The organism is Bacteroides pyogenes, assembly GCF_014196225.1.
GTDB classification, from domain to species: domain Bacteria; phylum Bacteroidota; class Bacteroidia; order Bacteroidales; family Bacteroidaceae; genus Bacteroides; species Bacteroides pyogenes_A.
The window spans coordinates 64,163-79,178 of sequence record NZ_JACIDI010000002.1; the positions used below are offsets into that span (position 1 = coordinate 64,163).

At 46.4% G+C, this 15,016-nt stretch carries 9 protein-coding genes; all 9 read right to left on the reverse strand.

The window, feature by feature from the left end; genetic code table 11:
* Positions 1 to 8: 8 nt before the first annotated feature.
* Positions 9 to 1,937, reverse strand: a complete 1,929-nt coding sequence (locus GGR07_RS01495; protein WP_027324108.1) for an MGH1-like glycoside hydrolase domain-containing protein — start codon at positions 1,935 to 1,937, stop codon at positions 9 to 11.
* Between the two features lie 18 nt (positions 1,938 to 1,955).
* Complete coding sequence (gene lacZ / locus GGR07_RS01500; RefSeq protein WP_122056396.1) at positions 1,956 to 5,117, reverse strand: beta-galactosidase, LacZ type; 3,162 nt, start codon at positions 5,115 to 5,117, stop codon at positions 1,956 to 1,958.
* 20 nt (positions 5,118 to 5,137) lie between these two features.
* Positions 5,138 to 5,740: a LysO family transporter gene (locus GGR07_RS01505; RefSeq protein WP_021646810.1), complete on the reverse strand. Its 603-nt coding sequence runs from the start codon at positions 5,738 to 5,740 to the stop codon at positions 5,138 to 5,140.
* The gene (locus tag GGR07_RS01510) at positions 5,737 to 6,015 is read right to left on the reverse strand and encodes a LysO family transporter (RefSeq protein ID WP_034542250.1); all 279 of its coding nucleotides are present in this window, start codon (positions 6,013 to 6,015) and stop codon (positions 5,737 to 5,739) included. Before GGR07_RS01510 ends, GGR07_RS01505 begins: the two co-directional genes overlap by 4 nt.
* Positions 6,016 to 6,119: 104 nt before the next feature.
* A complete protein-coding gene (locus GGR07_RS01515; protein ID WP_034542249.1) occupies positions 6,120 to 7,631 on the reverse strand; it encodes a RagB/SusD family nutrient uptake outer membrane protein in 1,512 nt (503 codons plus the stop codon).
* A gap of 21 nt (positions 7,632 to 7,652) precedes the next feature.
* Positions 7,653 to 10,829 (reverse strand): SusC/RagA family TonB-linked outer membrane protein, encoded by a 3,177-nt coding sequence (locus GGR07_RS01520; protein WP_221213933.1) that lies wholly within the window; start codon positions 10,827 to 10,829, stop codon positions 7,653 to 7,655.
* 212 nt (positions 10,830 to 11,041) lie between these two features.
* The gene (locus GGR07_RS01525) at positions 11,042 to 12,661 is read right to left on the reverse strand and encodes a tetratricopeptide repeat protein (RefSeq protein ID WP_034542322.1); all 1,620 of its coding nucleotides are present in this window, start codon (positions 12,659 to 12,661) and stop codon (positions 11,042 to 11,044) included.
* Between the two features lie 113 nt (positions 12,662 to 12,774).
* A complete protein-coding gene (locus tag GGR07_RS01530) occupies positions 12,775 to 13,743 on the reverse strand; it encodes a glycosyltransferase family 2 protein (protein WP_021646804.1) in 969 nt (322 codons plus the stop codon).
* Positions 13,744 to 13,808: 65 nt separating this feature from the next.
* The gene (locus GGR07_RS01535) at positions 13,809 to 14,987 is read right to left on the reverse strand and encodes a glycosyltransferase (protein ID WP_021646803.1); all 1,179 of its coding nucleotides are present in this window, start codon (positions 14,985 to 14,987) and stop codon (positions 13,809 to 13,811) included.
* Between the last annotated feature and the right edge of the window lie 29 nt (positions 14,988 to 15,016).

The window sequence follows — 15,016 nt, forward strand, 5'->3', positions numbered from 1 at the left end:
AAGACCGATTACTTTCCGTAATCCTCATATAGCATAAGCAGATGCGAAGCGCTCCAACTGAAATGGGGGGCCTTCAATCGCTCTCCGGTATGCGTACCGTAGTTTTCGTGAATGGGAGCTTTCTCTTTCAAGCCGTTGAGCCGGTCGAACACCTGTAAAGTATATTCATCCGCCCACTCCTTATAACCGTAATTGCGAAGCCCACGTATGGCGAAATAAGTCTGATCGAGCCAGATGGGTCCCCTCCAATATCCTTTCGGATCGTATTTCGGATGATCGGCAGCAATGGTGGGGAAAGGAATGTAGGTGGAAAATTTAGCCGTATCGCGCAGAACAGGAAGCATATCCGAAACCTGTTCGTGTGTAGCTACTTCCGTCCAGAGCGGAGTATAGGCCTCGCATCCCGGCTCTCTCACAAAGGATCCGTCCTTCAGACGACGGTCGAAAAAGAAGCCGTGCTCCTTATCGAAAAAATACTCTGCCACCCGGTCGCCATAATCGGGCGCATCGAACGGGGCGCCGAGCATCCCCGCAAACTTTTTCAACAGCCTGCACTCCAACGCCAGATAAGCATTCAAGTCGACACTCTCCTGATCCATGCTCCAAGCGTCTTCTTCACCTCGATTCTTCAACATGACGGCATTGTCGAAGCGGATCGCATTGTCCATTCCGCTTTCCCATGCGGCAGCTTCAAGCGTGCCGTCGGTAGAACCGTATTCACACATCCCGTTGCCGTCGTGGTCGCGTTTCCAATACCACCATTTATAATAAGAAAGAAGTTGGGGGTACATCTCGGCAATAAAAGCCGTGTCGCCGGTATGAGTGAATATCTCATCTACGGCCCAGCATACGAGAGGGGGCTTGCTGTCGCGATTGTTGTTTTCCGACGGATCGGTATAGATACAGTCGACAATCATGCCGTCCGACTGCTGGTAATCGAACATGGCGCGGATGTTGTTTTTAGCCAGCTCGGGATGGAACTTTGCGGTTCCGGCACTGAAACGCCAACTGTCCCAAGCCCAGAAACCTACAAAATAGCCTACCGCATGGCTGGGGACAATACCTTCGTGCAATAGTCCTCCGCGATGCGTACGCCAGTTGGAAATAAGTGTCGTCAGAGCTTTAACGGCAATCCGATCGTATTCGGGCTTCATATCCTCACGAAGCACTTTCTTCATATATCCCTCCCAGCGTTCGGCATTCGCTCGCAACGCCTCTTCCGGACGGTTGAGAAGAACAGCCAGATTTTGCAGTCCCGACATCATTTCTTTCTCCGAAGGAAAAAACGAAATCGCCACGTTCACGATAGTTTCCTCAGCTACTGTCTTCGCCACATAATTATTTCCGTGCTTTTCGAGGAAGACTTCGGGAGTGAATGTCACTGTCACCCGTTCGCCATCGACATGACGGGCAATAACGGAGTTCTGCTCCACCGAGACAGTGATATCCTTGCCCCATCCGGTAGCCGTGAAACTCATCTTGCGGGCATGTTCCGCCTCTACCCTGAGCAAAGCTGTAGAAGCATCGACAAAGTTGAGGCGCTGAGCAACGTGCCCCAGTTCGGAGTGAGCGGACAGATACAATTCGCCGGGGAAATAACAAGTGGAATCCGGAGTAAACGGTTTTGTTACATCTTCAGAGAAGCAGACCGTGACAACCGATTGCGCCATCCACTGGCGCCGAAACATATCCAGACTGAACGGGCCGCAAAAACCATTCACCCATTGCTCTTTTTCGGGAAGGGTGAAGCCCATCCACGAACCGGCATCGGTAAACCAGCCGCGACAGGCATGAAGCGTGTCGGGCGTATAGGCAATGTCGAATATATCGGCAAATTCGTATCTCTTTTGTGAAGTGTTCTCATTTCCGGGATGGCACGCCGCTATTCCGAAAACCAGCCAAAGAGAGGCAATAATGTAAGTAATTCTGTGTTTCATAATATGAGATCATAAAAATTAAAACCAAAAAAGATTCGCCTTGTCTGCGGCGTCTTCACCTGCCGCGAGAGGTTGCAGTATAAAGCCGTATGCCTGCTCATGCGGAGTAATCGTGTACTCGGGATGTACCTGCGCTCCCCACGTATTGTCGCCGCCCACTCCCATTTGCTTATGGTCAATGTTCAGCCACACCATCTCCTTCTTCACGATGCTTCCGCCATGCCTGCGTTCCACCTGTGAGGGACGATACTCAAGATCTTCCATCGGGAAGTTCCAGGCACTGACACTCAAAGGCTGTTCACCCGTCACCAGCAGCCCTTCTCCGGCGCTGTTGCGGAGGGCTACCCAGCGCACGTCACAGTGGTTGCCCGTTTCCTGTGCACGCACATAAGGATGGTACTGCTCCCATACGCTCTGTCTGTATAAGCCGATGAGCGCTCCGCTTTTCCGGTCGGCATAAGTCTCATGCGGCCCTCTTCCGAGCCATGCCATATCTTCATACTCTGCTCCAAGAATCATACGCATGCCGAAACGGGGCATTTCAGAGAGTTCGATGCTGCCCGGCACGAAGTGCATATTCACACGAATCGCTCCATTGGGGCGAACCTGATACGTTATCCGCAAATCGGATTTCTGTTGCTCCATACGGTAGTTTACAGCCACCGTAGCCAGTTTACCATCCGGAGTTTCGGTGACTTTCATGTCTTTGAGCATCAACTCGCGACCGGCATTCCGCCAAGCGGCACAACGATAAAGATGTCCGTTGGGGATATCATTATCTGTCAGCGGTCTCCAGAAGTTGGGTTGCAACCCTTCCCGTATCAGATTCTTTCCGTGATAATTCAGTTCCGTCATCTCACCGGTGCGGGTGGAGAAACTCAAGAGGAAGCGATCACCTTGTAAAGCGACAGTCTCATCCGACCTGATCACACTTAGCGCTCCCTCCACAGGACGAACTTTCCGTTCTACCGGACTGACAGGCAAAGCCCATTGCTCTATCGCAACTTCATGACCTTTGGGAATCATGGGCGCATCTTCCTTGGTAAACACACGAAGCGTGAGGAAATATTCTTTTCCATCGGCGGGATGCGGTTGCAAAGGAAGCTCCATTTCGCCACTGCTTTGCGGCGCTATCGGCGGAAATTCGGTTTTCCCCTCCTGCACTGCTCTTCCCTCGCACTCCACCGCCCAATGGAGCATGTATCTTTCCAGTCCGATGAAGTCATGACGATTAACGATTCTAATCCGCCCGGGAGTAAATACCACCGGTTCGAAGTGGACGTACTGCAACACCTTCTTTACTTCCCATATATGCGGATGAAGAGAGCGGTCGGCAGCAACGAGCCCATTGGCACAAAAATTCGAATCGTTTACCACACCGGCAAAGCCCATATCGCCGCCGAACGCCCAGATCGGACGTTCATTCTCATCTTTTTGCAGAAAAGTCTGATCGACCCAGTCCCAGATAAAGCCACCCTGCAACTGATCGTATGTATAAATCAGGTCCCAATAGTCTTGCAGATTCCCTACACTGTTTCCCATGGCATGGGCGTACTCGCACAGAATCATCGGACGCGGGTCACGTTGGTTGACATGCTTGCGAAGCGCCCAGATACGGGCATACATCGGGCAGTAAATATCGCTCTTGCCGTTATAGCCTCCCCCTTCATATTGAACGGGACGGGTAAGATCTGTCTCTTTCGTTCGTTTATAAAGCGTCTCAAAGTGCTTTCCGTAACCGGATTCATTGCCCAGCGACCAGGTTACGACGGCAGTCACGTTTCGGTCGCGCGCTACCATCCTGTCCATACGCTGAATAAAAGGCAACTCCCAGTCCGGATAATTGGCCAGTGTGCGGTCAGGGTGGTCTTCCATGCCGTGGCTCTCGATATTCGCCTCATCGATGAGATACAATCCGAACTCCGTACAGAGTTCATACCAGGCATAGTTGTTGGGGTAATGGCAGTTGCGTACGGCATTCAGGTTAAATTGCTTCATCAATCGGATATCCTGCAACATGGAAGCCACGGTGATGGTACGTCCTGTAAGCGGATCATGCTCATGCCTGTTGACTCCTTTGAATAGCACGGCCTTTCCGTTAATCTGCTGCATGCCGTTGCGCATCTCTACGGTACGGAAGCCGAAGAGGTGAGTGAACGACTCCAAAGAGCTGCCTTCTTTATCGAACGTGTTGACCACCAGCGTATAGGTATGCGGAGTTTCCGCATTCCATGTCTTCACAGCAGGGAAGACGTGCCGTTCGGCCATCAAAGTATCAAGCTCGGAAGCAACCGCTTTTCTCCGACGGTAAATCACCTCTTCACCATCGAGCACTTTCACTTCCACTTCCATTCCCGCTTGCGGACGGTGAAGAAAAACATCCAGCGAAAGGTCACCGTCTTGGTAACTATTTGTCAATCCGGCTGTCATCTTAAAGTCTTTGACACGGCTTTGCGGACGGGCATACAGATAAACGCTCCGTTCGATACCGCTGTACTTCCAATAGTCCTGTCCCTCTAAATATGAACCATCGCTGTAACGGAACACTTTCACCGCCAACTTATTCCGCCCTTTCCGCAACAGTCTTGTAATGTTGAAATGAGAAGGCAGCCGACTGTCTTCGGCATAGCCTGCCAATTCTCCGTTTACCCATACATAGTAGGCCGATTCCACACCTTCGAAATCGAGGAATACGTCCAGGCCTTTCCAATCAGCCGGCACGGTAAACTCCCTTACATAAGCTCCTACCGGATTATAATCGGACGGCACATGCGGAGGATTCGCCGGAAAAGGATAGCGGGTATCTGTATAGATAGGCGCATCGAAGCCCTGCAACTCCCAACTTCCCGGCACTTGTATCCGTTTCCATCCTCGGGTGGAATAATCCGTTTTATGGAAGTCGCGGGGAGCAAGCCCGTCGTTTCGGGAATAAAGGAATTGCCAAGTACCGTCGAGAGAAATACGACGTTCGGCAGCGGAGTTGACATCAAACCGCACTTCGGCAGGAAGCGAACGTTGCTTCAACGCATACGACTCGTTGACAAAAGGGATGAAATGCGCATGCATCGGTTCCCTGTTGATTTCGTTCACCTGCGGATTCTGCCAAGGCACATTTTCGGCCGAAAGCGTGGCGGTAAAAAACAGAAAGACGGAAAGGAATGTGTATAACGGAGTTTTCATGATACTATATCGTATAAAGTTTATATCGAACAAAACAGGGTGACTAAAAAAGGAACGCTGAAATCGACCAAAAAGCCATGAAAGATAGACAAAACGACGTATTCCTGTCCGGCTGTCCGGGTAATGATAGGTAGCGTAGTGTCCATCGTCGTAGCCCCTCCGGCAGAGATAGGAGCCAAATTGCCGAACCAACGCACCAATAGAGGAGCTGCCAGCAATGTCAGTATTTCCCTGCAAATATTAGCCAACAATGCTATCGTTCCCAATTCGGGACCTTTGGACTCTGTAATGAAGATACTTGAAAGCGAGTAATACCCGAACCCGGACCCGACGGCCAGACAATCGGCTACGGAACGATGAGACAACAGCATACTTACAACGGCTGAGCCTGCCAATGTACCCAGTATGGTCATCACGGGAAGAAACACGAGTCGGGGATTCAAAGAACGGAAGTTCTTCAACGTTTGCGGGTCATTCCCCACGCCCAGCCCTACACAAAACATGAGCGCGCAAAGCGCGTAATAGCTGATATTCGTATCTGCCAAATCGAAAGGAAACAGATCAGTTAAACCGACAACCGTTCCCAACACAAAAAAGGCGACAATAATCAGACTTCCTTTCATGCCTTCTCCTCCTTTTTACCGCCCAATGTCTTCCACAAAGCCCAAGCAGCAACCACGCTACCCAACGTTCCTCCCAAAGTCAAGACCACAGCCTCCAGCCCGATGGTATGCAAGCCCCGGATAATCGCCTCATTGTTTCCCACCTCCACACCGAGAAGAAAAAGCAATAGCCAGATAAGCCCAGTTATAACCGATTGGATACGTGCCAGATTGCGCTTCCGCAACAAATATCCCGCCAACATACCTGTCAGCATAAGTCCGATAATCGTAAACATATAAATGTCTTTTTTAAAAAAGCAAAGATAAATCATTTAAATGAAACAACGGGACCTGAGATCGACAGACTCAGAGCCCCGTTGTTTGTCGGGGTGTGAGAAGTTTATTTCTGAATTTGGTTATTGGCATTTATTTCTGTCAGCGGAACAGGATAGAAAGCATTCTTTTCTTCAGTAAAGCCGGCACGTCCGGCAGCAGCCAAGGTAGAAGCCAGTTTACCCCAACGGCGCAAATCGTACCAACGCCAGTTTTCCAACGGAAACTCAATCATACGTTCGTGTTCTATCTGGGCACGTACTTCATTCTGTGTCTTCCCTTTCATGGCAGGCATATCTCCATGCACGCTCCTAACCTGATTGATCAAAGGAATGGCTTGCTCCGGATGTCCCTGTTCGTTCAGCACTTCCGCTTTCATCAGCAACACATTGGCATAACGCATCAAAGGAATGTTGATAGCGCAGTAGTTGTTAGACAGCCCTTCGAGGTCGGCAGGCATGAATTTGCGGAAAGCAGGACGTGCGGTAGCAAACCAGTCGTCATAGTTCTTTCCATAAACCCGGCCGTTACCATCGTTATAATAATCGCATTTGAAGAACAGCGTTTCATACAAACGCGAGTCATAACGTCCGGTAGCAGCGATTTTTCCTTCTTTCATAAAAGCATCCACCAGTATGTTGCTGGGAAGAATCTCGTCCCATCCCTTCAATTCCGACACTCCTATCCAACGATGAAACTGAGTGCGGTAATTGGCTCCGTTAGCAGTGCTCATAGAGGTCTGCAATTCAAAAACAGACTCCTTGCTATTCTTATTACTGGCATCGAACATGCTCGAGAACTTCTTCACCAATTCATAGCCCGTTACCTTATTTAATGCTTCAAGAGCTTCTTTCAGAAAAGCCTCTTTTTTCTCCGGTTCTTCATAAGCGCGGGTCAAATAAGCAAAACCCAAATAAGCATAGGCTGCTCCGCATGTAGCTCTTCCCGTATTGTCAGTATCATAAGTTGCCGGCAAAGCTGCCGCTTTCTTCAAGTCTTCAATAATAAATTCCCAAGCATCGGGACGGGATGATAGAGGCTTACTCATCTCAGCCTGGCCGGTGATATACTTGTCGCGTATAATGATTTCTTTCCAGTTGAGCAACAACTTCAAATGATAATAAGCGCGCAGAAAGTGTCCTTCATTAATTATTTGCGTGCGTACAGCCTCATTTATTTTCTCGGCAGGAATCTGAGCCACCTTTTCTATCACCTGATTGGCAAAGCTGATCCCCTTATAATTGTTCCACCAATAGTTATTGAACTGCGAGTTACCGTTTGTATAAGTAAAGTTATACAGTTCGAGCCAGTTGGGATAGTTGCGGGCGTCATTTCCCATATTGATAATATCCTCACGATAGGCTTCCACCGGCCATTTCACTTCGGCAAACTCCCACGTATCAATATAATATTCCAATTGAGAATACGCAGCGGAAATGCCGGCTTGCGTGTCACTCTCATTACGCCAGAAGTTGCCGGAAGTCAATTGGTCGGGCGAATCCACAGTCAGAAAGTCATCGCATGAACTTATAAAAAGCGATGCAAGACAAATACCGGCTATATATGTTAGTTTTTTCATATTCTTTATAGTATTAATTGATTAGAATGTAAGTTGGGCTCCCACTGTAAATGAGCGTGTAAACGGATAGATGAGCTTATCGATACCGGCATTCAACACACTGCCGCGGGAAAACTCGGGATCAATACCATCGTATCCGGTAATCGTAAAGAGATTCTCACCGCTCACATAGAAACGCAGCTTTTCTACAGAAACTTTCTGCATCAACGATTTCGGCAGCGTATAACCCAACTGAAGCTGACGAAGACGGATAAAGTCGCCTTTCTCCAGGAAGCGGTCTGATTCCTTCATATTCCCGTTTGGATCATTATAAATAGCACGGGGAACGCTCGTTCCTGAGTTAAGCGGTGTCCACGCCGTCAAAGCAGATTTCAAGAAGTTGGAACCGGAGTTCATTCCTTCGTAGAAATATTTGTTCCCGTTGTAGATTTTATGCCCCCAAGCGCTTCCCAGCACTAACGAGAAGTCCACACCTTTATAGCCGACAGAAAGATTCAAGTTTGCTTCCACCTTAGGAATGCCCGAACCGGCATATACTTTATCGTCATCGTCTATCGTACCGTCGCCGTTCACGTCTACAAAGCGAATATCTCCGGCATCGGCAAATGGTTGATACTCCTCATTATCGCTATTCACATATTGGCGCGCTTCCTCGTTAGACCGGAAGATACCGGCAGTTTTATACAGATAGAAAGCTCCGATAGGTTTGCCTACACGTGTCTGAGTAGGGAAGTGTTCGGTTCCGTACTTCAACCCCTCTCCGTAAAGCACTTGTTCCGCATCCGCCAACTCAACCACCTTATTGTGAGTCGTAGCGAAGTTAAACCCGATGCTATAATCGAAATCTCCTTTATTCTCCGCCCAGTTCAGTTCAAACTCGATACCTTTATTGCGTATCTTACCTACATTCAGAATAGGATTGGCAAGACCGGCTGAAGGAGGCAGCGCCTTTGTAATCAAAAGGTCTTCCGTCTGATTATAGTAATAGTTGAGCGCACCGGTCAGTTTATTGTCGAAGAAACCGAAGTCGATACCAATGTTTTTAGTATCCGTTGTTTCCCATTTCAACGAACGGTTCTCAAGTCCGCGCGCAATACTTCCCGACCAGGCATTATCTCCATTTCCTCTCACATATCCCTGATACTTATTATTATAGGTAGAGATCAAAGCAAGGAAATCATACAACCCCAAGGCATTCTCGTTACCCAGACGTCCCCAGCTCATCCGCAGCTTCAGGTTATTTAGCGCCATATCTTTGGGGAAGAATTCTTCTTCACTGATTCTCCACCCCAAGGCAATGGACGGGAAACATCCCCAACGGCTGTCCGCACCAAACTTGGAAGATCCGTCATAACGCACTGTGGCTTGGAATAAATAACGGTTATCATAATTATAATTCAAACGACCGAAGAAAGAAGCCCGTCTGTAATCCCATTTACTTCCGTCTCCATTGTAAGTACCACCGGCTCCCGCACCGATAGTGGAAAAACCCGGATCAAGGAATCCGCCCGGTTCCTCACCCACTACAAGCTTTCCGTCTTCTACTTTATAAGTAATCGTTTTCCCTTCAACACCTACCGAGTTCCAGGTATACCTGCGCGCCATCGTCGATGTTCCGGCAATTGCATTGATTGAATGTTTACCGAATTCCTTATTGAAGCTGAGCAAGTTTTCCCATACATGCTCTTCCCAATAAGAGCTTGTTTCACTATGATACGTGTAATCTCTTTTCGATTTCTCATCGGCTATATACGGAGGCGTATGATAAGTCTGCCGACCGTGCTCGCCTCGATAAGAATAGCTGGTTTTAAAGTTGAGCCACGGAGTGAAATTGGTAGTCAGAGCAATATTAGCACCCGTATGATAGCGCTTATCGGTAGATCTCTCGTAGTGATGATCCGCCATCACGTTACGATTATTAGGCAATTCGTCAAAATTAGTCAGACCGAAACCATATTTTTCTTCTTCATTGTAAATAGGAACCAGCGGAGAGATCATGTACATCTCTTTCAGCTGATATTCCGGCTGCTTGCTGTCGGTATACTTAAAAGCCATATTGGCATCTATGTCAAAGATGCTCTTTTTGATGTGGGCTTTCAGACGGGCATTGTCTTGACGGAAGTTGTTGCCGAGGAAAATACCCTTATCGTTCGCCCGATTGTAAGAAACGGAATACTGTATGTTTTCGGCTCCGCCTCTTACACTAAACATATAATTCTGAGAAACTCCCGTACGCAACATCGCATCCTGCCAGTCGGTATCGACACCCGTATTATTTGTTATATAAGGCTTCATGTTCACCAATTGGTTTTTCCAAGCTCCCTTACCTTCGGGGTCGTATTGAGCTTTATGCAATTCCACATGCGAGTTCCAATTCTCGTACATCTGCTTGTGCACCTCCTTATATTCATCCGCATTCAGCAAATCGAGTGTTTTGGCAACCTTGGTCATGCTTACATACGAGCTGAAATCGAACTTGGTTTCGCCTTTCTTGCCATTCTTGGTTGTCACGATAATTACGCCATTCGCCGCTACCGAACCGTAAATGGCAGCTGCGGCTCCATCCTTCAAGACCTCCATTGCCTGAATATCCTGAGGGTTCACATTTTCAATACTGCCCGGGAATCCGTCGATAATATACAGAGGTTCGTTATCGCCGAACGTCTTCACTCCGCGTATTTTAACACGGACCCCGGCGCCTGCGTTACCACCCGACTTCATGATATTGACACCTGCAATTTTCCCTTGCAGGGCTTCCGCCGGATTAGTTGTAGCACGTTTGGCAAGTTCTTCTACGTCTACCGATGAAATAGCGCCTGTCATGTCGCTTTTCTTCATCGTACCATAGCCGATTACAACGATTTCATCGAGCATTTCGTTGTCCTCTTTCAGTACGACCTTAATACTTCGCTGCCCATTAAGAGCTAACTCCTGAGCAACATAACCCACGTAAGAGATTATGATTCTCGCATTCCGGGCGACATTAAGCGTGAAGTTACCGTTCATATCGGTAATCACCCCGTTCGTTGTTCCTTTTTCAAGTACGCTGGCCCCTATGATGCCTTCGCCTTTTACATCGGTCACTGTTCCTGTCAGTTGGATATTCTGCGCTAAAGAGCTTAGCGGAATCAGAAACGCAAAGAGTAAGGCAAGCTTCCATACTCGTTTGAAGTGGCAATTCTTAGCAATTCTACCCATGTGTGTTTATTTTAAGGTTGATACAAAAATGTTTTTCACACTGCAAATAAGGAAGAATTTCATGAACTCCTGTCAAGAAAAGCATCTATACAGAATCTACAAAAAGAAGAAAAAGGCTTTTTTATAGTCTACAAAACAAAAGAGAATATACTTTAAATCAACAGATTAAAATTAAAATCATATCTACAAAAGGATATTAAGAGAGATAGCAGTTAAACTCCCTGAAGATATGCAGTCAAATCTTCTTCGGTAGACAATCCGAGCGATTTGCGAAGACGATAACGATTCATATTAACGCTTTTAGGGTTGCTCCCCGTAATCATGGCAATCTCTTTGGTCGATAAATTTACTCTTAATAAAGTAGCCAGATACTTTTCGCCTTGCGTCAGATCGGGATGGCGCTTCATGAGCCGGTCGGCAAACTCTTTGCTTTTCTCATCTATGTTCAGCAGCAAGGCCGTATTGGTTTTGTCCCCGCTCTGGTATTGACAAATAAAAGCATTGATTTTCTTTAAATGAGGCACAAGGCTCTGTTCATCCATCTTGTATCCTTCTTTGATCATTTCACGTATTTTATTCAGCAACTCATTCCGGCTTTGCAAGAATACGGCAAAGCTGGTAAGTTCCTGCCGGCTGCTGTCTAACGCATTTTGCACATTCTGCAGTTTCAGTTCCTGTTGATGCACTTTCAACACGGAGAGTTCATGTTCCGACTGTTCCAATCGGTAACGCGCTTCCACCAGTTGCAAGTCCTTTCTCCGCTTATACCATTTATATAGGAAAACGCCCGCTATCACACCGAGTACAAGCACACTGCCGAGCAACCAGACGTTACGCTTCAGCAATTCGATTTCATATCCTCTCTCTTTCATCTCTGTGGCATGCTTCTGATCCTGATATTTCTTATACGATATTTCCTGTTCGATATTACGCAGTTTATTGTTGCTTTGCAACTCCTTGCTCAGCATGCTCATCTTTTCGAGACATTGGTACGCCCGCTCATAATCTCCGATGGAGACATATACCCACGAGGAATATTCGTAATTATCGCAAATCAGTTCTCGGGCTCCTATTCCGGTAGCATACCTATATGCCTGTTTCAATGCGTCCAACGCCTGCGGGTATTGCTTGGCAAAGAAATGTTGCTTGCCCATGTTGTTATAATTCTCTCCCAACGACCATTGCGACTCCAAGTGTTTGTTGATGACAATAGCCTCACGGATAAGCGCCAACTTTTCCTGCGTATCTCCCTCGTAGAGACAAAGGTTGTTCAGGTTGGCAGCCACCCCTTTCAGGTTCCGCTGTGTGCGATTAATCAGCAAAGCCTGACGGAAGAACCGTTCGGCCACCTGAAATTCATTAAGCAGGTAGTGTGTTACCCCTCTTTCATTGTAACATTGAGCGATAGCGAGCGAATCTGCTAACGACTTATAGATGGAAGTTGCTTTGTCATTCAGTTCGATAGCCTTGTTATGGTCGCCCAATTTACTGTAAACACGCCCCATCAAAGCGCATAAGCGAGCATTCAGCCGTTTGTCTGCGGGGCTGACAAACGTTTGGGCATCGTACAGATTCTTGATACTTAAATCAAAGTTACCCAGCAACTGTTCTGCCTGACTATACATAATCATAGCCTCCACCCGCAGCTTGTCCGAACTATTCTTGGGAAACAATTCGATTGCCTGAGTAGCATAGTATGAAGCTTGTTTCGGATTCGTAAACAGTGATTTCTGAGCCTGTTCCATCCACACCCGGGCTTTCTCCGGATTACCCGCTTTAAGTCCGGAGCAAAGCAATAAAATCATGAAGAAAAGATATAATTGTTTTTTCATAGCGAACCATATCGTATTATGCAGATAACGTATTTGCATATATTTTGTACTTAGAGCAGCAACAATACCCCACTGAGTATTAAGCCGGTTATTAGTAAGAAACAAAGAAGTCTTTAAACTTTTCCTTTTCTTTTATAATACCACATTTTGAAATAAGCCAAACAACTGCACTTCTCATATAAGTTGACAATCTTTCGTTCTCTTCCGGACAGACTATCTCTAAATTCGGGGAAAAGCCGGAGATACTCCACTACATATTTCAAATCTCTATACACATCCCACACTTTCCCCCATTGTCGCCTCCGGAAAATAGTCTTTAAGTGAAAATAGCCCAAATCTTTTTTAAGCTCTTCTTTCCATCCGACTCTTTCCATAAAGCCGAGTATCCATCGCAAGTAAGCATTCATATCCCGATAGTTTCTCTCACTCATAGAATGGGACATTGAAGCAGGAAGTACCCTGTAATATAATAATGGGATATCCACAGACACCACTTTCTCGGAGTAATACAAAAGCTGTGTGGTTAGCACAAGATCTTCTCCAAAAGATATATCGATTGTTTCTATCGGATTTGAATACAAAGAACGCAAATGAAACTTCGACCAAACCATCCAATAACCTTTAAAATTTAAATACCTCCTGATAAACTCAACTCCCGGGGCTTCGTCCGGATCGAAGAATTCAGCAAATTCATTCTCTTCACCATCACGAAAAACAAAAGGAAAAGAGACAACATCCGCTCCGGTTTGCTCTGCTTTCATCAATAAAGTTTCAATAGCATCAGGACAGAGCATGTCATCGCTATCAAGATGTTGTATATATTTCCCAACAGCTAAAGAAAGCCCTGTTTTTCGAGCCTTTACAAGCCCTTCATTCGCTTTGTTCACATATTTAATTCTGCCGTCTTTCTCCGCATACCGGTATATAATGGACAGGCTGCCGTCAGTGCTGCCATCGTTCACTACTATCACCTCTATGTTTTCATAAGTTTGATTGATGACACTCCGAATACACTCCTCCAGATACTTCTCTCCATTATACACCGGAATGACAACAGAAACTAACGATTTTTTTTCATTCATACGTTAATCCATAAGAAGGTTTGCCTGAATACACACTTTCTCTCAACTTATAAAATATAAGTTTTTCATTCTCCGGTTAGTCGGTCGAATAGTTGCAACCACTTTCCCCCGACCTCCTCAACAGAGTATTCTTGCGATTTGCGAATCACATTCTCACGCATGCAAGCCAATCTTTCAGGGTCTAACAGCAATTTACATAGTTCATCGGCATATTTTCTCTTTCGGAAAGGAGGTATCAGTATCCCGTTTTCTCCCGAAGGAGAAAGAATCTCCCTGATTCCTGCACAACAGTCGAAAGCGATGGGAACTACTCCGTTAGCCTGCGCTTCAGTCAGGCAAAGCGGCCAACCTTCGAATGTTGACGTAAGACAAGAAACAGACGCGTGCTTATAAAAGACAGAAGGGTTTAAACTCCAACCTGTAAAGGTGATTCGCTCCAGCTTCATTTTCTCTGCCTTCTGCCGCAAAGCTTTCTCTTCAGAACCGCTACCGACTAAAATAAGCTCCCAGCCGGGAACTTTCTTATAAATCATCTTCCAGATGTCGAGCAAGCGATCCACACGCTTGTGCTCATAGGTCATTCTTCCCACAAAAAGCAACTGCTTTTTCTTGTCCATAGAGATATTCTCTACCTCATACTCCGCGTTATGAATGACAGTTATCTTGTTCAAGTCAGGCAGGCGAAGTTTCTTCTCCAGTTCGTTTTTATATCCCTCGCAAAGCACAACATATGCATCTACCAAATCATATGTTTCCCTATACTCTTTCATAAACCTTTTCTCGTACACTTTTAGCCAAGTAGCTTTGGGGTTGTACAGGAGATGCCATTCCAAGGTTTTCCAAAAAGAGTCTTTTACCGCATGCTTTTTATGTTCATTATTGCCCATAACTTCCCAAAAAGGCACATTATGCAATATATACACGAACTTACAAGAAGTACATGCGCTTCTTATATAAGCAAATTGCCTGCACTGGATTCCCGGCAGCACAAATATATCAATAGAGAGAGTACTGATCAGGTCGATGATAGCGTCGGCATTTTCTTTCGAGTGATAGTCTTCGTGAGGCAATTCCATTAAAGAAATATTCTCTGCCTCTCCTTTCTTATGACACGCTGCTACATAAACTTCATAATCAAAATTTCGAACCCATTGAGCTATATCACAGGTAACTCTTTCCGCACCACCGCATGGAAAGTCTATGTGATAAAAGAGTATTCTTTTTTTTCTTTGCAAAGAAAGCATTATTCTTGTTCTTTCAGGGGTTTATTATA